The organism is Rhodococcus sp. (in: high G+C Gram-positive bacteria) (genome assembly GCF_049299235.1).
Lineage (GTDB): Bacteria > Actinomycetota > Actinomycetes > Mycobacteriales > Mycobacteriaceae > Rhodococcus.
The window spans coordinates 18,389-38,527 of the sequence record NZ_JBAQXC010000268.1 but is presented as its reverse complement, the minus strand read 5'-3'; the positions used below and the strand labels follow the sequence as shown (position 1 = coordinate 38,527).

The 20,139-nt window shown below is 66.6% G+C and carries 19 protein-coding genes; 6 read left to right on the top strand and 13 right to left on the bottom strand.

Features of this window, described 5'->3' with window-relative positions:
* Positions 1–242 precede the first annotated feature (242 nt).
* The 7 genes from WAX14_RS15815 to WAX14_RS15785 form a co-directional block, all read right to left on the bottom strand.
* Positions 243–1,115 (bottom strand): aldo/keto reductase, encoded by an 873-nt coding sequence (locus WAX14_RS15815; protein ID WP_422629001.1) that lies wholly within the window; start codon positions 1,113–1,115, stop codon positions 243–245.
* Between the two features lie 991 nt (positions 1,116–2,106).
* The gene (locus tag WAX14_RS15810) at positions 2,107–2,667 is read right to left on the bottom strand and encodes an AAA family ATPase (protein ID WP_422629000.1); all 561 of its coding nucleotides are present in this window, start codon (positions 2,665–2,667) and stop codon (positions 2,107–2,109) included.
* Between the two features lie 20 nt (positions 2,668–2,687).
* Entirely contained in the window at positions 2,688–3,737 is a 1,050-nt protein-coding gene (locus WAX14_RS15805) for an acyl-CoA dehydrogenase family protein (protein ID WP_422628999.1), read from the bottom strand.
* On the bottom strand, positions 3,734–4,708 hold the full coding sequence (locus WAX14_RS15800) for an acyl-CoA dehydrogenase family protein (RefSeq protein WP_422628998.1): 975 nt from the start codon (positions 4,706–4,708) through the stop codon (positions 3,734–3,736). Before WAX14_RS15800 ends, WAX14_RS15805 begins: the two co-directional genes overlap by 4 nt.
* On the bottom strand, positions 4,705–5,865 hold the full coding sequence (locus WAX14_RS15795) for an acyl-CoA dehydrogenase family protein (RefSeq protein WP_422628997.1): 1,161 nt from the start codon (positions 5,863–5,865) through the stop codon (positions 4,705–4,707). The genes WAX14_RS15800 and WAX14_RS15795 overlap by 4 nt, the downstream gene beginning before the upstream one ends.
* On the bottom strand, positions 5,865–6,734 hold the full coding sequence (locus WAX14_RS15790; RefSeq protein WP_422628996.1) for an enoyl-CoA hydratase: 870 nt from the start codon (positions 6,732–6,734) through the stop codon (positions 5,865–5,867). The genes WAX14_RS15795 and WAX14_RS15790 overlap by 1 nt, the downstream gene beginning before the upstream one ends.
* Complete coding sequence (locus WAX14_RS15785; RefSeq protein ID WP_422628995.1) at positions 6,731–8,278, bottom strand: FadD3 family acyl-CoA ligase; 1,548 nt, start codon at positions 8,276–8,278, stop codon at positions 6,731–6,733. Before WAX14_RS15785 ends, WAX14_RS15790 begins: the two co-directional genes overlap by 4 nt.
* Before the next feature lie 44 nt (positions 8,279–8,322).
* On the opposite strand from WAX14_RS15785, the gene WAX14_RS15780 reads away from it, so the two are divergent.
* The 4 genes from WAX14_RS15780 to WAX14_RS15765 all read left to right on the top strand — a co-directional run bounded on the left by WAX14_RS15780 (position 8,323) and on the right by WAX14_RS15765 (position 12,173).
* Complete coding sequence (locus WAX14_RS15780) at positions 8,323–9,531, top strand: acyl-CoA dehydrogenase family protein (RefSeq protein ID WP_422628994.1); 1,209 nt, start codon at positions 8,323–8,325, stop codon at positions 9,529–9,531.
* Positions 9,528–10,328: an SDR family oxidoreductase gene (locus WAX14_RS15775; RefSeq protein WP_422628993.1), complete on the top strand. Its 801-nt coding sequence runs from the start codon at positions 9,528–9,530 to the stop codon at positions 10,326–10,328. The genes WAX14_RS15780 and WAX14_RS15775 overlap by 4 nt, the downstream gene beginning before the upstream one ends.
* Before the next feature lie 67 nt (positions 10,329–10,395).
* A complete protein-coding gene (locus WAX14_RS15770; RefSeq protein ID WP_422628992.1) occupies positions 10,396–11,010 on the top strand; it encodes a TetR/AcrR family transcriptional regulator in 615 nt (204 codons plus the stop codon).
* Between the two features lie 8 nt (positions 11,011–11,018).
* Complete coding sequence (locus tag WAX14_RS15765; protein WP_422628991.1) at positions 11,019–12,173, top strand: acetyl-CoA C-acetyltransferase; 1,155 nt, start codon at positions 11,019–11,021, stop codon at positions 12,171–12,173.
* Between the two features lie 71 nt (positions 12,174–12,244).
* On the opposite strand, the gene WAX14_RS15760 is transcribed toward WAX14_RS15765, so the two are convergent.
* Positions 12,245–12,649, bottom strand: a complete 405-nt coding sequence (locus tag WAX14_RS15760) for a hypothetical protein (RefSeq protein ID WP_422628990.1) — start codon at positions 12,647–12,649, stop codon at positions 12,245–12,247.
* Between the two features lie 137 nt (positions 12,650–12,786).
* On the opposite strand from WAX14_RS15760, the gene WAX14_RS15755 reads away from it, so the two are divergent.
* Entirely contained in the window at positions 12,787–13,056 is a 270-nt protein-coding gene (locus tag WAX14_RS15755) for a DUF2277 domain-containing protein (protein ID WP_422628989.1), read from the top strand.
* A gap of 12 nt (positions 13,057–13,068) precedes the next feature.
* On the opposite strand, the gene WAX14_RS15750 is transcribed toward WAX14_RS15755, so the two are convergent.
* Positions 13,069–14,475 carry a cytochrome P450 gene (locus WAX14_RS15750; RefSeq protein WP_422628988.1) on the bottom strand — a complete coding sequence of 469 codons (1,407 nt, stop codon included), beginning with the start codon at positions 14,473–14,475 and terminating at the stop codon, positions 13,069–13,071.
* Between the two features lie 111 nt (positions 14,476–14,586).
* On the opposite strand from WAX14_RS15750, the gene WAX14_RS15745 reads away from it, so the two are divergent.
* Positions 14,587–15,162 carry a TetR/AcrR family transcriptional regulator gene (locus WAX14_RS15745; protein WP_422628987.1) on the top strand — a complete coding sequence of 192 codons (576 nt, stop codon included), beginning with the start codon at positions 14,587–14,589 and terminating at the stop codon, positions 15,160–15,162.
* Between the two features lie 55 nt (positions 15,163–15,217).
* On the opposite strand, the gene WAX14_RS15740 is transcribed toward WAX14_RS15745, so the two are convergent.
* The 4 genes from WAX14_RS15740 to ipdA form a co-directional block, all read right to left on the bottom strand.
* Positions 15,218–17,176, bottom strand: coding sequence for a CocE/NonD family hydrolase (locus WAX14_RS15740; protein WP_422629003.1), 1,959 nt, complete (start codon positions 17,174–17,176; stop codon positions 15,218–15,220).
* A 234-nt stretch (positions 17,177–17,410) separates the two neighbouring features.
* Entirely contained in the window at positions 17,411–18,475 is a 1,065-nt protein-coding gene (locus WAX14_RS15735) for an NAD(P)H-dependent flavin oxidoreductase (RefSeq protein WP_422628986.1), read from the bottom strand.
* Entirely contained in the window at positions 18,472–19,245 is a 774-nt protein-coding gene (gene ipdB, locus WAX14_RS15730; RefSeq protein ID WP_422628985.1) for a cholesterol ring-cleaving hydrolase subunit IpdB, read from the bottom strand. Before ipdB ends, WAX14_RS15735 begins: the two co-directional genes overlap by 4 nt.
* A complete protein-coding gene (gene ipdA / locus WAX14_RS15725) occupies positions 19,242–20,126 on the bottom strand; it encodes a CoA-transferase (protein ID WP_422628984.1) in 885 nt (294 codons plus the stop codon). Before ipdA ends, ipdB begins: the two co-directional genes overlap by 4 nt.
* Between the last annotated feature and the right edge of the window lie 13 nt (positions 20,127–20,139).

The window sequence follows — 20,139 nt, the reverse complement described above, 5'->3', positions numbered from 1 at the left end:
GACCTCCACCATCGCCATCAACGGCGTCACCGAAGACTTCCCACCCGAGATACCCCCAGCTCAACGCGAAATCCTGGCCAGAATCGACCTCGAAACGGGGCACTAAGCGAAATGTCCTAAGTCAGGTACGAGATGCGTGCTCGTGGTGTCGCTCATGGCTGCCTTCCCGGGGCTCGTGGAACACTCGAACTTGAACGAGAACATGTTCCACTATTGGGTTCGGGTGCCGCGAACGCAAGGCCTTACGGTGCGCCGAGATTCATGTCGTCCGGGTGTATGCCGACCCGGGTACCGTCGTCGAGGGTCGCGATCTCGCTCAGATCCAGCTCGGACAGGTCGAAGTCGAATACAGCGATGTTCTGGGCGATCCGATCGTCGTGCACGGACTTCGGGATGACGATCAACCCGTTCTGCAGGTGCCACCGGATCAGAATTTGCGCCGGTGTCTTGCTGTGCCGGTCGGCGATACGGGTGACGATCGGATCGGTGAGCAACGTGTTCGGTTTGGATGCCGGACCCCAACCGGACCCGCTGGTACCGCCGAGTGGACTCCACGACTCGACGGCGACACCCAGCTCGGCGGCAGCGGCACGAATGTGTGTCTGTGCCAGATGCGGATGCAGTTCGACCTGGTCGACGGCGGGCAGCAGGCCACCACGGTCGGCGAGCAACCGCAGGTGGTGCGGCTCGAAATTGCACACGCCGACGGCCTTCGCGCGACCGGACTCGGCGATCTTCTCCAGTGCGTCCCACGTGCGCAGCAGTCGGTCGTTGTCCTGCAGCGGCCAGTGGATCAGATACAGGTCGACGTAGTCGGTGCCGAGCTTCGACAGGCTCGCGTCGAACGCCGTCAGCGCCGGCTCGTATCCCTGGTCGGCGTTCCACAGTTTTGTGGTGACGAAGATGTCCTCGCGCGGAACGGTGGTGCCCGCGAGCGCGCGACCGACGCCTTCCTCGTTGCCGTACGCGGCCGCGGTGTCGATGTGCCGGTAGCCGGCCTCGTCGATCGCGAAGCGTACGGCATGCTCGGTCTCGTCGTTGGTGGCCTGCCACACCCCGAGCCCGAGCTGCGGGATGGTGGTTCCGGAGTTCAGTGTGACGGCGGGAGTACTCATGTATACGAGGCTAGCTACTCCCCGGCCCGCCCGGACCTCGAGCGAACGGTACATCCGATCGATTGCAGAAGACGAATGTACCGTTCGCTCCGAGTTGGGGTGGAGTGGTGACAGTTATCGGTCGCTGCCGGGCCTACTTGCTTGGTGATGTCCCTGCTTCTCGACGAGCGTTGGCCCGACTGATTAGTGCCACAGTCAGCCAGCAGACGCCGATTGCTCCGAAAGCGATACCCGGTCCTGCTGAATCTGTCGCAACGAACCAGGCGCACAGGGTGCCGAAGATCGCCGCCAGGAAGATTCCTGTTCCGAACCCGATCTGACGACCGACCATGAACTTGACGACCGAATTCACTATCCGCACCCCCACAACGATACGCCGGCACCGAGAATTGTAAGGCCCGCGCCGCCGGATGCAATCGCGCCCAGCCATGTCACGCCCAGTGACGCCGCACATTTCTGGGCTGCGAGGCGCTGCGCGGGCGTTGTTTCAGGACCACCGATATAGCGATAATTCCGTCCGTTGAACGTCACGCATCCCACGGATGGTGAACAGTAATTATTTCTGCTGATTTCCTGGTAAAGACGTTGGCCGCAGCCATCATCGGGGTAACAGTAGTTGTTTGTAGTCACGCACTTTCCCGAAGGTGCACACACGCTTCGTGTTTCGGCGCTGGCGATACTTGCGTTGATCGCAGAGCTCACGGCTATTGTGGCGATCAGAGACAGCAGTGTACTTGCGCGCATCATGTGCATGACGTTTGTGTCCCCCGTTTGGTCGATCTATCCCCCAAGATCGAAATTACAATAGCGGTCATATTCAAGATCGACAAGTGATCGCTGACGCCGCGCTTCATCGGGATGAGTGGAAGTCCCCGAGCGAACGGTACCTTCGCGCGATCAGTATCGAACGGCAGTGCCGTTCGCTCAGAGTCGGCCGCTCAGAGTCGGCGTCGGGTCACCGTCGCGTACGACGGACATAGACGACCGGCGATCACCGGTGGTGCAGGCGCGCTGCCCAGTCGTCGACCTCACGACGACTCGTCAACCGTACGACCGGAAGGTCAGGACGCCGATCGAGGGCCTCGCGGATACGCGCCGGAAACAGGCCGTGTGTCGACCACGACCAGCGGATGATGTTCTCGCGACGGGTGAACAGTGTGTACAGTGGCGGCTCGACGTTGCCGTTCCACAGCACCTCGTGGCGAATCCGGCGCCACAGTGTCCGGCGGATCACCTGTCGCATCACGACGGAGCGAGGGAGATCGAGCCACACCATCAGATCGGCCCGGTCTGCCAGCAGAGGCCGCGTCACTGTGTACTGCCACTCCGTCACCCAGTGCGGCTTCGCGGTGAAGTCCTCGACGTCGTCGACGAACGACGGCTGTGGCGTCCAGTTCGGTCCGTGGTGCAGTGCGTCGATCTCGATGTGAGGGATATTGAGCGCTTCTCCGATCCGGGCGGCGAGGGTCGTCTTCCCGGAACCCGACGCCCCCGCCGCGACGATGCGGCAGGGGCGATCGGGCGGGAGCGTCGCGGGACCGAGAAGATGCACCCGAGGGAGGGTACCCGCGGTCAGGCGGTGACCGCGAGGAGATAGTCGCGCGGCTGCCCGAACAGTTGCGCGGTGCCGTGGGCGCGCTTGAAGAACAGCTGCGCGTCGTGTTCCCACGTGATCGCGATACCACCGTGCAGCTGCACGGTCTCCGACGCGACCTGCTCGAACGCCTCGGAGCAGTAGATCTTCGCCGCGTAGGCATCCTGCGGATCCTGCGACAGTGCCGCCGCGTACGACATCGACCGTGCGGTCTCGACCAGTGCGTACATGTCGGCCATGCGGTGCTTGAGCGCCTGGAACGAGCCGATGACGCGACCGAACTGCTTGCGGTTCTTCGCGTATTCGACGGTCAGATCCAGCGCGGCCTGCGCCGCGCCCACCTGCTCGGCCGACAGCGCGATGAGCGCAACTGTCGTCAACCGTGCGAGCAGATCGTCCGGTGCGGACAGGCGACGGCCGGTAACACCGGTGAACGACACCCGCGCCAGCGACCGCGTCGGATCCATGGCGGGCACCCGGCGACGCTCGACGCCGTCGGCGGCCGGGTCCACCTCGAACAGTGCCACGCCCGTGCCGTCGGCAGCGACGACGAGGAGGGTGGTCGCGACATCTCCGCCGAGTACGTAATGCGCTGTGCCGGTGAGTGAGTCGCCAGTGGCAGTCGCACCCGGCGTATTCCAACCGGACTCGGATGCCCAGCAGACCGCGGTGATCTCGCCGGCCGCGATACCCGGCAGCAGCCGGCTACACGCGTCGGTGTCACCCGACAGCAGCAGCGCCTGCGCGGCGAGCACCGCGGAACCGAGCATCGGCGACGGCGTCAGGGTCCGGCCCAGTTCTTCGAGCACCACGTGAGTTTCGGCGAGCGACGCACCGACACCGTCGTACTCCTCGGGGATCGCCAGCGCCGCGACACCGACCTGCTCGACGAGCCGCGACCACAGTTCGGGGTCGTAGCCGTCGGCGGTGTCGATGGCCTTGCGGACGGCCGCGGAATCGGAGTGCTTCGCCAGGAGGCTGCGCACCGATTCGCGCAGTGCGGCGCGGTCTTCCGTCTCGAACGTCATAACGTCACCCCGCTCTCGAGGGCCGCGACGATGCGGGTTCGATGGACATCCGGTGTGCCCCAGGCGGTGACGAGCGCGCGGGTTTTCGTGATCCACAACGACAGGTCGTGTTCCTGGGTGTAGCCGATGGCGCCGTGTACCTGCAGCGCGACCCGTGCGGCGAGGTAGGCGGCGTCGCCGCACGCGACCTTCGCGGCCGACACGTCGCGCGACGCGGTGGGCAGGCCGTCGCGGACGGCGAGAGCCGCTCCGTGCAACAGTGGTCGGGCCATCTCGAGGGCCACCGCGACCTCGGCCAGGTGATGCTTGATCGCCTGGAAGGAGCCGATGACGCGACCGAACTGCTTGCGCTGCTGCGCGTATTCGACGGTGGTGTCGAGCAGGGTTTTCCCGAGTCCCTGCAGTTGGGCGGCGGTGGCGAGGGCGCCGAGATCGAAGGCGGCGTCGAATGCGGTGGTGCCGAGGGCTTCTGCGGCGGTTACCTCGAACAGGTGCCGCGCCAGATCCACCGACTCGTGCTGCTCACCGGCGGTGCCGGTCGAGACGGTACCGCCGGAGACGGTGAGCACGAGGTCGGCGACGTCGGCGTCGACCGCGAACGGGGTGTGTGGCGCCGCCGCGACGGTCGCGAGGGAACCGGCCGCGAGCGCAGCGAGTCGGTCCGGGGCAACCGCACCGAGCAATGCCGGTGCGACGGCGATGGTTTCGACAACCGGGCCGGGCACGGCGTGACGGCCGAGTTGTTCGACGGCGACGACGAGGTCGACGGCGTCGGCGCCGAGACCGTCGTGCTCCTCGGGCACGAGCAGTCCGTTGACGCCCGTCTCGGCGAGGCGCTGCCACACCTTCAGGCCGGCGGCGGTGTCTCCGGTGTTCCAGGCCCGGATGACGGCGGGCATGTCGGACTTGGTGAGGAGCGCGTCGATGCTCGACGCGAAGTCCTCGTGGGACTCATCGAGTGCGAATCTCATCGGTCGCCCTTCGGGAGGCCGAGCAGTCGCTCGGCGATGACGTTCTTCTGGATTTCGTTGGTACCGGCGTAGATCGGTCCCGACAGCGAGAACAGGTAGCCGTCGGTCCAGCCGTCGACGACCTCCGCGTAGGGGCCCTGCAGTTCGAGGGCCGTCTCGTGGGTGGCGATGTCCCACTCGGACCAGAACACCTTGTTGATCGACGATTCGGCGCCGAGTTGCCCGCCGTTCGCGAGGCGGGTGACGGTGCCCCACGTGGACAGTTCGTAGGCGCGCGAGCCGATCCAGGCGTCGGCGACCTTGCCGATCAGCGCGCTGTCGCCGTGCCGCGGCGATTCCTTGTACAGGTCGAGGAGTCGGTCGGTGGCGGCGAGGAAGCGGCCGGGGGAGCGCAGCGACAGCCCACGCTCGTTGGAGGCGGTACTCATCGCGACGCGCCAGCCTGCGTTGACCTCACCGATCACGCCGGACTCGCCGGGGTTCGCCGGATCGTCCGGGACGAACACGTTCTCGAGGAAGATCTCGGCGAAACCGGGCTCACCGTCGAGCTGGTCGATCGGGCGGACCGTCACGCCGTCGGCGCGCAGATCGAACATGTAGTACGTGATTCCCTTGTGCCGCTGCGCTTCCGGGTCGGAGCGGAACAGGCCGAAGCCCATGTCCGCGAACGACGCGCGTGAACTCCACGTCTTCTGGCCGTTGAGCAGCCAGCCGCCGTCGACCTTGGTGGCGGTCGAGCGCAGCGACGCGAGGTCGCTGCCGGACTCCGGTTCGGACCAGGCCTGCGCCCAGATGTCGTCGGAGCGGGACATGCGCGGCATGATGCGGGCGAGTTGCTCGGGCTTCGCGTGCTCGAACAGGGTGGGGGCGAGCAGGAAGATGCCGTTCTGGCTGACCCGTCCGGGTGCGCCCGAGCGGTAGTACTCCTCCTCGAACACCACCCACTGCTCGAGGGTGGCATCGCGGCCACCGAGCGATTCAGGCCAGGAGACGACCGACAGTCGGGCGTCGGCGAGCGTGCGTTCCCACTCGCGATGCTCTTCGAAGCCCTCCGCGGTGTCCATCGACTTCAGCGGGGTCTTCGGGACGTTCTCGGCGAGGAACGCCCGTACCTCGTCGCGGAAGGCGACGGTCCCGGGGTCGAGTTCGAGGTCCACTACTTGCTCCCTTCGACCGGGCGTGCGCTCGCGGCCATCGACTTGGCGTTCATGCCGCCGAGCGAATCGGTACCGACCTCGGCGTTGTAGGAATGCGCGAAGTGGTGCAGGCCGAACACCGAGTCCATACCGTTGCGCATACCCATCTGGTCCTCACACTGGTTGACGGCACGCTTGGTCAGTGCCAGGCCGAAGCGCGGCATCTCGGCGATGCGTCCGGCGAGGGCGAGGGTTTCGGATTCGAGGTCCTCGCGCGGCACCACCCGGCTGACCATGCCGACCTCGTACGCGCGTTGCGCGCCGAATCGGTCACCGGTGTAGAGGATTTCCTTCGCGAACCGGGTCCCGAGAATCCAGGGATGCGCGAAATATTCGACGCCCGGAATGCCCATGCGCACCACGGGATCGGAGAAGAACGCGTCCTCGGATGCGACGATCAGGTCGCACACCCACGCGAGCATCAGGCCACCGGCGATGCAGGCGCCCTGCACCGACGCGATGGTGGGCTTGGGGATCTCCCGCCAGCGGCGGCACATCCCGAGGTAGACCTCCATCTCGCGGGCGTACCGCTGGTCGCCACCCGGCTTGTCGACGTGGTCCCACCACATGACGGCCTTGTTGTCGTAGTGCACGTGATGGTCGCGTCCCGGGGTGCCCAGGTCGTGGCCGGCCGAGAAGTGCTTGCCGTTGCCGGCGAGGACGATCACCTTCACGTCGTCGTCCTGGACGGCCTTCTCGAACGCGGCGTCGAGAGCGTAGGTCATCACCGAGTTCTGCGCGTTCCGGTAGTCCGGGCGGTTGAGAGTGACGATCGCGACACCGTCACGGACTTCGTAGGTGACGACATCGGGCTCGAATGGGACTGTCATGACTGCTCCTCACGCAGCTCGTTCTTCAGGACCTTGCCGGATGCATTGCGGGGCAGGTGATCGACGAACAGTACCGACCGGGGACGTTTGAAGTTGGCGAGGTTTTCCTTGGCGTACGCCAGGACGTCGTCCTCGGTCAGCTCGTGGCCGTCGAGGGTGGCGACGACGGCGTAACCGACCTCGCCGGCGCGTTCGTCGGGTACACCGATCACGGCGACCTCGCTGACGCCAGGAAGACGAAGCAATGCCGCCTCGATCTCGGCGGGGTACACATTGAACCCGTTGCTGATGTACATGTCCTTGAGACGGTCGGTGATGTCGAGGTATCCGCGCTCGTCGAGGGTGCCCACATCGCCGGTGTGCAGCCAGCCGTCGGCGTCGATCGTCTTGGCGGTCGCCTCGGGATCGTCGAGGTAGCCGAGCATCAGGTTGGGGCCGCGCAGCAGAATCTCGCCGTGGTCGCCGATGCGGACCTCGAAGTCTGCGGTCGCGCGTCCGGACGAGGTGGACACGGTGACGGGGTCGTCGTCGGTGCGGCACATCGTTGCGACGACCGCTTCGGTCTGGCCGTACGCGGTGATCACCGCGTCGAAGCTCAGTTCGTTCTGCATGCGTTCGACGAGGGAGACTGGCACCGGGGCGGCACCGGTGACGGCGAGACGCAGATTGCTCAGGTTGTAGTCGCCGCGGCGGGGATGATCGAGGATGTTCTGGTAGATCGTCGGTGCGCCCGGCAGCACACTGATCTGCTCGGTCGAGACCATCGCCATGACCTTCTCCACGTCGAACACGGCCATCGGGATGATGGTCGCGCCTGCCAGCAGGCACGTGACGATGCCGGCCTTGTATCCGAACGTGTGGAAGAACGGGTTGATGATCAGGTAGTTGTCGTTCTCGGTCAGCTCGGCGCACTCGACCCAGCCGTGCGCGACCCCGAGTGTCTGCCGGTGCGCGCTGAGCACGCCCTTGCTGCGGCCGGTGGTGCCCGAGGTGAACAGGATGTCGGAGATGTCGTCGGGTTCCACGGCGGCGGCCCTCGCGTCGGCTTCGACGCGCGCCGGATCGGTCGCGTGGGCGAGGAAATCGTCCCAGTCCTGCATGTCGTCCGTGGGATTGTCGTTGCCGCCCAGCGGAACCCGAACGACGAGTGGGATGTGTAGCTCCGGTGCGGCAGTCCGCAGTTGGGTGTAGCGGTCGGCGCCGAGAAAATCACCGGCGACGACGAGCGCCGCGGCGTGCACGCGTTCGACGATGTCGGCGGCCTCGGCGCCGGTGTAGCGCGTGTTGACGGGGACGAGGACGCCGCCGGCCCAGTGCGTACCGAGGGCGGCGACGATCCAGTGGTATGTGTTCGGGGTCCACAGGACGACGCGGGCTCCCGGTTCGACGCCACTGGCGACGAGCGCGGCGGCGAAGTCCCGGACCTGGTCGCGCAATTGTGCGAAGGTCAGTCGGTGGTCGCCGTCGGCGATGGCGGGCCGGTCGGCGTGGCTGCCGACGGCGCGGTCCAGGGCGGCGGGCGTGGTTCTCGGATGTGCGGTCACTGAGCTCCCTACCTAGCAATTGCTTGGTAGGTTATCGTACAGACGTGGATCAGAGCGAGAGTCCCGAGAACGCAGAGTTCGCGGCCACCGTCCGCGGGTGGCTCGACGAGAACCTGACCGGCGAATTCGCCGAGCTCAGAGGCAAGGGCGGCCCCGGAAGCGAGCACGAATTCTTCGAGCAGCGGCTCGCCTGGGACAGGCATCTGGCCGCCGCCGGATGGACCTGCATCGGGTGGCAGACCGAGCACGGCGGACGCGGCGCCACCCTCGAACAGCAGGTGATCTTCCATCAGCAGTACGCCGAGGCGAACGCGCCCGCCCGGGTCAATCACCTCGGTGAGGAGTTGCTCGGACCGACGCTCATCGCGTTCGGAACCGACGATCAGAAGAAGCGATTCCTGCCCGGCATCCGCAACGTGACCGAACTGTGGGCCCAGGGCTACTCGGAACCCGGCGCCGGATCCGACCTCGCCAACGTCTCGACCACCGCGCGCCTCGACGGCGACAAGTGGGTGATCAACGGCCAGAAGGTGTGGACGTCCCTCGCGCACGTCGCACAGTGGGCGTTCGTGGTGTGCCGCACCGAGGCGGGCTCGACCCGCCATCAGGGACTGAGCTTCCTGCTCGTACCGCTGGATCAGCCCGGTGTCACCGTCCGGCCCATCCAGCAGCTCACCGGCACCTCCGAATTCAACGAGGTGTTCTTCGACGACGCGGTCACCGCCGCCGACCTCGTGGTCGGCGCGCCCGGCGACGGATGGAAGGTCGCGATGGCACTGCTGACCTTCGAGCGTGGCGTGTCCACCCTCGGCCAGCAGATCGGATTCGCCCGCGAACTGGACGGTGTCGTCGACCTCGCGCAAGCGTCCGGTGCGATGAAGGACCCGCACATCCGTGAACGCATCACTCGAGCCAGGATCGGCCTGCGCGTCATGCGCGCCCATGCCGTCCGCACTCTCGACAACGCAGACCCGGGCCAGGCATCGGTTCAGAAGTTGTTCTGGGCCAACTGGCATCGGGACCTCGGCAAACTCGCGATGGATGTGCAGGGCGCCGCCTCGCTCGTCGGCCCGGACCGCGATCATGCCGGCGTCCCGTCCGTGATCACCGACCCCGAACACCTCGAACTCGCCGAATGGCAGCGGCTGTTCCTGTTCACCCGCGCCGACACCATCTACGGCGGATCCAACGAAATCCAGCGCAACATCATCGCCGAGCGGGTGCTCGGCCTTCCCCGAGAGGCACGCCCGTGACCACCTCACCCCTTGCCGAAGTTCCCGTCGAAACCCCCGGCCACGGCCTGCTCGCAGGCAAGAAGGTCGTCGTGACCGCCGCCGCGGGCACCGGCATCGGCTTCGCGACCGCGCGACGCGCGCTGCTCGAAGGCGGCGACGTGCTCGTGTCCGACTTCCACGAACGGCGTCTCGCGGAGACCGTCGAGAAGCTGGCCGCCGAGTTCCCGGAGCAGCAGGTCACCTCGATCGTGTGCGATGTCTCGTCCACCGAGCAGGTCGACGCCCTGATCGCGGGTGCCGCGGACCAACTCGGCCGTATCGACGTGCTGGTCAACAACGCCGGTCTCGGGGGTGAAACCCCCGTCGTCGACATGACCGACGAGCAGTGGGATCGTGTCCTTGACATCACCCTCACCAGCACGTTCCGAGCCACCCGCGCGGCACTGCGCTACTTCAAGTCGGTCGAGCACAACGGCGTCCTCGTGAACAACGCCTCGGTGCTCGGCTGGCGTGCCCAGCATTCACAGGCGCACTACGCGGCCGCGAAGGCCGGTGTCATGGCATTGACCCGCTGCTCCGCCATCGAAGCCGCCGAATACGGCGTGCGTATCAACGCTGTGGCCCCGTCCATCGCACGGCACGCGTTCCTCGCGAAGGTCACCAGCGAGGAACTGCTCGACCGACTCGCGGCAGGTGAAGCATTCGGGCGGGCCGCGGAGGTGTGGGAAATCGCCGCAACCATCGCCATGCTCGCCAGCGACTACACCACGTACCTCACCGGCGAGGTCGTCTCGATTTCGTCACAGCGGGCGTGAACCGCCCGTGTGCCTTTTGGGCCTCCCCAAGAGCCCAAAAGGCACACGGCCGCGAAAGGATGTGCCTATGACTCCACCCCGTGACGACACCGCTGGAAAGTCCGGACGCCGCACCGAACTGCTCGACATCGCCGCAGGCTTGTTCGCCTCGCGCGGCGTCCGCGCGACCACTGTCCGCGACATCGCCGACGCGGCCGGAATCCTGTCGGGAAGTCTCTATCACCACTTCGATTCGAAGGAGTCGATGGTCGACGAGATCCTCCGGGGATTCCTCGACGACCTGTTCGGCCGCTACCGCAAGATCGTCGCTGCAGGCCTCGGCTCCCGCGCGACCCTCGAGTCGCTCATCACCGCCTCGTACGAGTCGATCGACAAGTCCCACGCCGCGGTCGCGATCTACCAGGACGAGGCGAAGCACCTCGTCGGCAACGAGCGTTTCGCGTACATCGCCGAACTCAACACCGAATTCCGCGACCTGTGGGTCGGTGTCATCGACCGTGGTGTCGAGGACGGAAGTTTCCGCCCCGACGTCGACGTCGAACTCGCCTTCCGGTTCCTGCGCGACACCGTGTGGGTCGCGGTGCGCTGGTACCGACCGGGCGGAACAATCACCGCTGACCACGTGGCACAGCAGTACCTCAGCATCGTCCTCGACGGCCTGTCGGGACCCGAATCCGCATAGGAGCAAACATGACCGAGGCTTACATCGTCGATGCGGTGCGTACTCCGATCGGCAAGAAGAACGGTGGTCTGGCCGGCGTCCACCCGATCGACCTGGGCGCGCACATCATCAAGGCGCTGGTGGAGCGCACCGGCATCGATCCGTCCGACGTCGACGATGTCGTGTTCGGCTGCGTCGACGCCGTCGGCGGGCAGGCGGGCAACATCGCCCGCATGTCGTGGCTGGCAGCGGGACTGCCGCAGCACGTGCCGGGTGTGACGGTCGACCGTCAGTGCGGTTCGAGCCAGCAGGCCATCCAGTTCGGCGCGCAGGCGATCCTCGCCGGCACCGCCGACCTGATCGTCGCGGGCGGCGTCCAGAACATGAGCCAGATCCCGATCTCGGCGGCCATGATCGTCGGCGACCAGTTCGGATTCTCCACCCCCACGGCCGAGTCGAAAGGCTGGACCGAGCGGTACGGCAACCAGGAGGTGTCCCAGTTCAAGGGCGCCGAGATGATCGCCGACAAGTGGGACATCAGCCGCGAGGACCTCGAGAAGTGGGCGTTGCAGAGCCACGAGCGTGCGAAGGCCGCGATCGCGGCAGGTCGCTTCGACAACGAAATCGTTCCGCTCGGGGACGCGACCGTCGACGAGGGTCCGCGTGAGACGAGCCTGGAGAAGATGGCCGGGCTGAACGTGCTCGTCGAGGGCGGCAAGATGACCGCTGCCGTCGCCAGCCAGATCTCCGACGGCGCCAGCGCCCTGCTGCTCGCGTCCGGTGAGGCCGTCGCGAAACACGGGCTGAAGCCTCGTGCCCGCATCCACCACATGAGCGCCCGCGGCGACGACCCGATCTTCATGCTGTCGGCACCGATCCCGGCGACCCAGCACGCGCTCGCGAAGACCGGCCTGACCATCGACGACATCGACCTCGTCGAGATCAACGAGGCGTTCGCGCCCGTCGTGCTCGCGTGGATCAAGGAGATCGGCGCCGATCCGGCGAAGGTCAACGTCAACGGCGGCGCCATCGCCCTCGGTCACCCGCTCGGCGCGACCGGCACCAAGCTGATGGCGACCCTGCTCAACGAACTCGAGCGCACCGGCGGCCGCTACGGCCTGCTCACCATCTGCGAGGGTGGCGGCACCGCCAATGTCACCATCATCGAGCGTCTCGACGCCTGATACGCACGACACGACACGAGCGGTGCCCGTCCTTCCCGGTATCGGGGCAGGGCGGACACCGCTCGTCTCGGCTATCGCAGCGTCGGATCGGTGACCCGGTCGCTGCTGCCCGCGGTGCGGAACACCGTGTCGATGACGTCGGCCACCGGATCGGCCGGCAGGACCTCGACGAATCCGTCGAAGATGACGCCGCCGTCCGGGCACCACACCAGCACGTGCCTCGAACCGGGCGTCACATTGTGCGCGACCATCCGGCCCGACGGTTCCAGCGGCAGGCTCTGGGTGTGGCCGTCCCTGTCGGGATCGACCCGGCAGCTTTCCGGATGGACCGGAACACCGTGCACGGTCACAATCACCCGTGCCCGTCCCGGGACGACGTCCGCGGTCGCGGCGGCACCGGCGACGCCGGGCGTGGTCACGAAGATCGCCGCGGTGGACAACACCGCTGCGGCAACACTCACATATCGGGCTCTCATTCGGATCCTTTCGGAGGGATCGGTCAGAAGGGGGTCTGCCGGAGTGGGACGGTCAGGACCTTACGGCGAATTCGGGCCGTCCACCCATATCGCGCGAGGCGGTGTCGGCGCGGCCGAACGGGACTACCCTCGGAGGCATGTGCCGGAACATCACCGAGTTGCGCGGCCTCGAGCCTGCCGCGACCGAAGCGGAGATCGAAGCCGCCGCACGACAGTACGTTCGCAAGGTCAGTGGCGTTCACAAGCTGTCCGATGCCACCCGCGACCAATTCGAGCAGGCGGTCGTCGAGGTTGCCGCGACCACCGCACGACTTCTCGCGGTCCTGCCGGATCGGCGGCAGCCCCCGGCGACCGTTCCGCCGTTACGCAGGCCCGAGGTGCAGGCGCGTATCGCGGCGCGCAGTTGACGTTTCGGACGGTCAGCGGACGCGCGGCGACACCGTGGGGCACAGGCCCTGCGGCATCAGGGTGAGACGTTCGGCGATCCGCAGTCGGTAGCCCGGATCGAGATCGAAATCGTAGCGGCGCACCAGACTTCCCAGAACGAGGGTGGCCTCGTGCAGCGCGAACTGTCGTCCGATGCAGGCGCGTTCGCCGGTGCCGAACGGCTTGTACACGTGCGCTGCCCGCGACCGAACCCGTTCCGGTAGAAAGCGATCCGGGTCGAACGTCTCGGCGTCGGGGCCCCATACCTGCGGGTCGCGGTGCACCGCGGGGAGCAGCACGAGCACCCAGTCGCCGCGCCGCAGTCGGTATCGCCCGCCGAGCAGGGTGTCCGCCCGGGCCTCGCGGGCGTAGGCGGGCGCAGTCGGCCACAGCCGGAGCGCTTCGTCGAGCACGCGTCGCACGTAGCGTAGTTTCGCGACCCGCTCGAACGCCGGGATGTCGTCGCCCCACACCGCGTCGACCTCGGCCCGTGCGCGGGCGAACACCTCGGGATTGCGCATCAAATAGTAGAGCGCGAAAGACAGTGCACCGGACGTTGTTTCGTGCCCAGCTACCAGGAAGGTCAGTACCTGGTTGCGAATGTTCTCGTCGTCGATGCGGTTCGGATCGTTCTCCCGCGCCGCTCGGAGCATCAGCTCGAGCAGATCGTCGTGCCCGGTAGGACCGGCGGCCTGCCGGGTCCGTACCACGTCGTCGACGACGCCGTGCAGGTGAGCGCGGTCCAGGTCGTATTTCCGTTTCGCGGCGGGATACAGGTGGTGTCCGACGACCGGAAGTTGCCGTAGTGCGCTGCGCTGCGAGAATCCGAGTGCGCCGACCATCGCGTCGACGAACGGGTGCGGACGCTCCCGCTCGAACGGCGAGAACGAATGACTGAACCCGGTTCGGCCGATCGTCTCCAGGGTCAGTTTTGTCATGTCGGCCGCCACATCCACGCGGCCACCGTCGATGGCGCGGCGATCCCAGTGCGCGAGCAGATCGTCGGTCACCGCCAGCATCGTCGAGTGGTACGAGCGCATCGCGGACTGGGTGAAGGCCGGGGCGAGCAGTTCGTGCGCGCGACGCCAGTTCGGTTCGTCGTTGAACGCGGTGAACAGGCCGTCGCCGGCGAGGCTGCGTAGCGCTTCGACTCCGGGAGCGAGATGTTTGGCGAAGCGGTGGTCGTCGGACAGTTCGGCGGTGAGTTCGCCCGAGCAGACGAACACGAACCGCATGCCGAACGGGCGCCGTTCGAAGACCGGGCCGAGCCGACGGTGCATTTCCATCGAATTCTGCACGGGTGTGCGCAGGGACATGCCCAGTGCGTCGCCGAGGAGGGGGATCCGCCACGGCGGATGCGGGATCTCGGTCTCGAACACATGCGATGTGGCCACGGCCATTGTTCGTCCCCCGGACAGTCGAACGTTCTCGAATCCGAACCCTTATTGAATCGACGTACAGTAGCTACGCTACGCCCGGACGCGGCACTGTCAAGACGTACATTGACGGCCATGGCATCTCCCCGTCGACGGCTCGCCCCCGATCAGCGGCGCACCGAACTGCTCGACATCGGTGCCCGGCTGTTCTCGGAACACGCCTACACCGATGTGCGCATCGAGGAAGTCGCGACCCTCGCAGGCGTGTCACGGGGCCTGATGTACCACTACTTTCCGACCAAGCGGGACTTCATCGCCGCGGTCGTCCAACGCGAATCGGACCGATTGCTCGCCGTCACCGAACCCGATCCGGCGCTGTCGGTCCACGACCGGATCGCGGCGGGGCTCGACGCCTACCTGGCGTACATCGAATCCCACGCGCAGGGAGTCCTGGCAGTCAACCGCGGTGCCGCATCCGCCGATGCCGGCATCCGCAGCATCGTCGATGCGGAACTCGATGTGCAGCAGCGGCGGATCGTCGAAGCACTGGCACCGTCGGCGGCCGATCGGGAACTCGTTGCGGTGGCGGTGCGCGGCTGGATCGCGTTCGTGCGGACGGTGTGCATCGACTGGCTGGACCGTCCCACGGTCACCCGCGTACAACTACGGCGACTGTGCCTGGACGCCCTCCTCGGGATGCTCGGCACCTGAATGCTCGGCACCCGAATGCTCGGCACCCGAATGCGATGAGCGTCCCGGAAGCCGGTCAACGCACGATCTGCACGGACGCGAAACTCGGTGCGGTGGGATCGAGCCGGATGTGCTGCGGCTTCAGTCCACTGTCGCGCAGCATCGGACCCAGCGGCAGCGACCGCGGCACACTCGACGCATACACGTTGATCCGGAGCCGGTGCCCCGGCTGCAGGATCGCATCGGTGAGCACCGTGGAGATGTCGAGCTGGGTGGGCACCCCGGGCTGCACAACCTGACGGGTATCGAGTGTCAGATGGGGGACCGCGTTCGCGTAGTCGCCGGACGGGGTGAACGTGCTGCGGGAGTCGTCGATGCTGCGGAGCGAGGCGACGAGCGAGCCGGACGTCAGGACCGTGGAGCGGCCGTCCGGCGCCACGTCGTTCACGGTCACCGACCAGAAGCCGTCGGGGGCATCGAGAACGGTGTTCAGGTGCACGTTGACACCGCCGGAAATCTCCGTCGGTTCGGCGACCGGGGCGCTGGTGAAGGTCAAGCCCTCTGCCTCGTTGAACCGGGCGTCCTTGGTGCAGTTCGAACCCAGCAGGACCGTGATTCCGGCCGTGCCGACAGCGGACTCGCGTGAGCAGAATCCGCGCAGCCCCGGCGCGACCGTCAGATCCTGGTTTCCGGTCGGTGCTTCGGGGGTGAGTGTGCCGTCGAAGACGGCATGTCCGGCGGTACCGCTCGATGCGCCGGACAGATAGAACTTCTCGAATTGCGCACCGGCGCGGGGGAACTGGTCGGTGGTGGTCCAGCCGCCGCCCTGCTGGTAGAGCGTCACCGGGCCGTAGTCCTCGACGCCGTTCTCGATGTCCTTGAGCCAGTGGTCGAACCACGCACGCTGGAGTGTGCCGAGTTTCGGAGGGTAGCCTGGCTTTCCGAAATCGATGCCCGCCACGGCATGGTAGCCGTCGCCCATCATCAATTGCTTCTCGCCGGGCGGGACCGGGATCCGATTGTAGATTTCCGGCTCACTGTTGGCGAAGATGTCGTGCCAGCCACCGAATACGAAGCTGGGAACCTCGATCGACTCGAGATTCGCGGTGCGGTCCTGGTAGAACGGGCCGTCCTGGGCGACCGCGAGCGCCTCGGGGGAGACCCCTTCGATGGTGGGGGAGGTGATCGCTTCGACGAGTTCCGGGATCTTGGTCGCGGGGTCGGCGAGTCGGTCGCGCAGCCACTGTGCGTCGAAGTCGCCCCGGACGAGCGACTGCACGTCGGGAATCCACTTGAGGCCGTTGACCAGGGTGAGCCACATCGGCATGAATCCGATGCCGAGGGCGCCACCGGTACCGACGATGTCCCGGATCAGGTCGTTGCCCGGTTCGATCGCGAACACCGCGTCGAGTGCGGCCGGTTGCAGGCCCGCTCCCTGGATCTGGTTGATCGCCGAATAGGACACACCGCTGGTACCGACGCGACCGTTCGACCACGGTTGCTGCGACACCCAGTCGACGACCTCGACGGTGTCCTGTTGTTCGCGTGGGCCGAGCATCTGCCATTCGCCCTGGGAGAAGCCCGTCCCTCGGACGTCGACGATGACCTGGGTGTAGCCGTTCTGCACCAGGTCACGGTTGAGTCCGAAGGATTGGACGAACCCGCCGCCGGTCGTTTTCGCGAGTTCGGTGACCCCGTCGAACGGCGCCGCGAAGTTCAGCATGTCGCCGAGGTTCTCGACCAGTGGCGCGAACGTGGGATCGTCGCCCACGACGGTCGCCAGCGTGGAAATCAGCTTGGTGTAGGGCGTGAGGTTGAGGACCACCGGGGTCGGGTCGGCGATCGGCACACCGTTCGCGTCCGCAGGCCGGAAGACATTGGCGCGGAGAACGGTGCCGTCGCTCATGGTGATGGGCACGTCCCAGTCGACGGCGGTGTTCGGATACGCGTCGGGGGCATCGACGGCGGCTTGCCAGGCGAGTGCGTCGGTACCGCCGGACGGATCGGCGCCCGCGACCGGTGCTGCGGTGCACATCGCGGTGGTGACGGTGGCGGTGACTGCGAGCGATGCGATCGCGCCACGCAAAAATCGTCTCTTCACCCGGAATCCCCCTGTCGACGGTGAAAACCCCGAAAGAACGTAACCCGGCCGGTGTGGGCGGTCAACGACCCCGCAGATTCGACGACCCCGGAGATTCGACGTACCCGGAAAAGACGAAGCGCCGCCCCGCCCCGGTGAGGGCGGAACGGCGCTCGTGAACTCGGCGACCTACCGCAGCGCCGACAGTGCGTCGATACGTTCGACGGCCTCGGTCACGATCCGGTCGATCAGTTCCCGGCAGCTCGGCAGGTCGTCGATCATCCCGACCACCTGACCGGATGCCAGCACACCAGCCTCTGTATTGCCTTCGACCAGTCCGGCCTTGAGCAGCATGGGGGTGTTGGCGGCCATGATGATCTGCTGCCACGTCCGGTCGCCCGACTTCTTCATCGCCAGGCCGTCTTTGGCGAGCGTCGACCACTTCATGCCGGTCATCGACTTGAACTTCATCGCGTTCTTCGTCGCTGCGATGAGTCCCTTTGCATAACTGGACTTCTCGAGCGAGTTGACGAGATCGGTGTTGAGGACGCGGTGCGGCATACCGTCGACCTTGACGGACACGGTGGTGTCCTGCAATCCACGCGAAAGATACTGCTGCTTCACCGAATCCGGCACCGCCGAGTCGCTGGTGAGCAGGAAGCGGGTACCCATCGCGACACCGGAGGCGCCGTATGCGAGCGCCGCGGCCAGACCGCGGCCGTCGAAGAACCCGCCGCCGGCGATCACCGGGATGTCGACCGCGTCGAGAACGGACGGCAGCAGCAGCGTCGTCGCGACACCACCGGTGTGACCGCCGCCCTCACCGCCCTGCACGACCACCGCGTCGGCGCCCCAGGAGGCGACCTTCACGGCATGCTTGGCGGCGCCGATCGACGGGACCACGATGATGCCGTTGTCCTTGAGCTTGGCGATCAGGTCCTTCTTCGGTGCCAGCGCGAACGAGGCGACCTTGACGCCCTCGCGGATCAGCAGATCGCACCGCTGCCCGGCATCGGATGCGTCGGCGCGCATGTTGACGCCGAACGGCTTGTCGGTGAGCTGCTTGGTCTTCTTGACCGCGACCTCGAGTTCGTCGTACGTCATCGTCGCCGACGCGAGGATGCCGAGACCGCCGGCGTTGCAGGTGGCCGCGGTCAGACGCGGGCCGGACACCCAGCCCATGCCGGTCTGCACGATCGGATGCTCGATGCCGACGAGCTTCGTCAGCGGGGTGTTCAAGCGGGGGGTGCTCACGCCGAGACCTCGCGGTCACGGAAGTTCTTCGGGTCCAGAACCTCGCGGATGATGCGCAGTTCCTCGGCGGTGGGCTCGCGCGTGACGCCGGCCTCGGCCAGTCCGGCGACCTCGAAGGAGGTGTTCTCGGCGACCTCGTCCGCGGTGACGCCCGGGTGCAGGCTCAGCGCACGGAAGGTGTGGCCCTCGCCGCCGAAGTCGAAGACACCGAGGTTGGTGACCACGCGGTACACGTTGAGGAACCGGTAGGCCGGGTTCTCCGGGTCGACCTTGTCCCAGCCGACGCCGGCGACGACGTCGACCTGGTCGCAGAACACCCGCTTGTTGTGCTTGCCGACCCAGTAGCTGGTGGCGTGGTTGATGGTGTTTCCGGGGGCGCCGCGAACACCGAACATCTGCCGGGTCGGCTGCTGCAGCGGGCCGAACGCGGACAGGTTCTGGTTGCCGTGCCGGTCGATCTGGTTGGCGCCCATGACGACGTGGCGGCGGCCGGAGGCGACGACGTCGAACACCTTGCGGAACGGCATCCAGCCCTCGATCGCGCCCGAGCGGCCGACCGCGGGGGTGTCCGCGAAGATCAGCGCCTCACCGTCGGTGATGAGCAGGTCCGGCTCGGTGGTCAGTCGGGCCAGGCGGGCGCCGATCTGCGCCATCGTCGACATCGGGCTGGCCATGATCTCGCCGGCGCCGGCGAAGATGTCGGCGCAGGCGATCGCGCAGTACTCGGCCCGGGTCACCGTGTCACTGCTGATGTTGTCGGTGGAGGTCATGCCTGCTGCTCCTCTGCGAAGGTCTTGACGGCGGCCTGGTAGTCGTCTTCGGACCCGGACAGGAACCGGTCGACGAACGCCTGCCACGACTCGGGGGTCTTGGCGGCCTCGGCGTAGTGCCGCTGGAACTTCTCGTCGCGGCCGTAGGATTCGCCTGCGAGGGTGAAGTGGGCGCCGTTCGGGGCCTCCACGACACCGTCGACCATCATGCGGTTGAGGATCAGCTGTTGCAGCGGAACCTCTTTGACGAGCTGCTCGGTCTCGACGATCTTCTCGACGGAGACGAACCGCTTTTCGGCGGCCAGGCAGTACAGGTCGTCGAAGTACGGGTCGACGCCCTGGTAGCCGGCGTTGCCGTGCGCATCACCGATATTCAGGTGCACGAACGAGGCGTCCAGGTTCAGTGCAGGCATCGCGACGAGCGTTTCGTGCTTGCCGGAAGCATCGGCATAGGGGGAGTCGACGGTCTTCAGTTCGTCGCCCCAGAAGTTCTGCACGTCCGAGCCGAGGCCGGCACGGATCGGCAGGAACGGCAGTCGCGCCGCGGCGGCTTCGAGGCCGCACTTGACCATGCCCTCGTCCATCTCGCGGGCGACGAGCGCGCCCTCGGTGCGGGCCTTGGAGAACCAGGGGTCGTAGAACGGCGCCGAGTCGAGCGAGACGAAGCCGTAGTAGGCCTTCTTCACCTTGCCTGCCGAGCACAGCAGGCCGAGGTCCGGTCCGCCGTAGGTGACGACGGTCAGGTCCTTGACATCCGAACGCAGGATCGCACGCACGAACGCCATGGGCTTGCGCCGCGAACCCCAGCCGCCGAGGCCGATCGTCATGCCGTCGCGCAGTTGCCCGACCGCCTCGTCGAGAGTAATCCTCTTGTCACGCACTGTTTTTCTCTCC

Excerpts from the sequence above, each read along its gene's own strand:
- WAX14_RS15815 (WP_422629001.1), bottom strand. The coding sequence starts at position 1,115 with ATGAGTACTCCCGCCGTCACACTGAACTCCGGAACCACCATCCCGCAG.
- WAX14_RS15805 (WP_422628999.1), bottom strand. The coding sequence starts at position 3,737 with ATGACGTTCGAGACGGAAGACCGCGCCGCACTGCGCGAATCGGTGCGC.
- WAX14_RS15800 (WP_422628998.1), bottom strand. The coding sequence starts at position 4,708 with ATGAGATTCGCACTCGATGAGTCCCACGAGGACTTCGCGTCGAGCATC.
- WAX14_RS15790 (WP_422628996.1), bottom strand. The coding sequence starts at position 6,734 with ATGACAGTCCCATTCGAGCCCGATGTCGTCACCTACGAAGTCCGTGAC.
- WAX14_RS15770 (WP_422628992.1), top strand. The coding sequence starts at position 10,396 with ATGACTCCACCCCGTGACGACACCGCTGGAAAGTCCGGACGCCGCACC.
- WAX14_RS15765 (WP_422628991.1), top strand. The coding sequence starts at position 11,019 with ATGACCGAGGCTTACATCGTCGATGCGGTGCGTACTCCGATCGGCAAG.
- WAX14_RS15760 (WP_422628990.1), bottom strand. The coding sequence starts at position 12,649 with ATGAGAGCCCGATATGTGAGTGTTGCCGCAGCGGTGTTGTCCACCGCG.
- WAX14_RS15755 (WP_422628989.1), top strand. The coding sequence starts at position 12,787 with ATGTGCCGGAACATCACCGAGTTGCGCGGCCTCGAGCCTGCCGCGACC.
- WAX14_RS15750 (WP_422628988.1), bottom strand. The coding sequence starts at position 14,475 with ATGGCCGTGGCCACATCGCATGTGTTCGAGACCGAGATCCCGCATCCG.
- WAX14_RS15745 (WP_422628987.1), top strand. The coding sequence starts at position 14,587 with ATGGCATCTCCCCGTCGACGGCTCGCCCCCGATCAGCGGCGCACCGAA.
- WAX14_RS15740 (WP_422629003.1), bottom strand. The coding sequence starts at position 17,176 with ATGTGCACCGCAGCACCGGTCGCGGGCGCCGATCCGTCCGGCGGTACC.
- ipdB (WP_422628985.1), bottom strand. The coding sequence starts at position 19,245 with ATGACCTCCACCGACAACATCAGCAGTGACACGGTGACCCGGGCCGAG.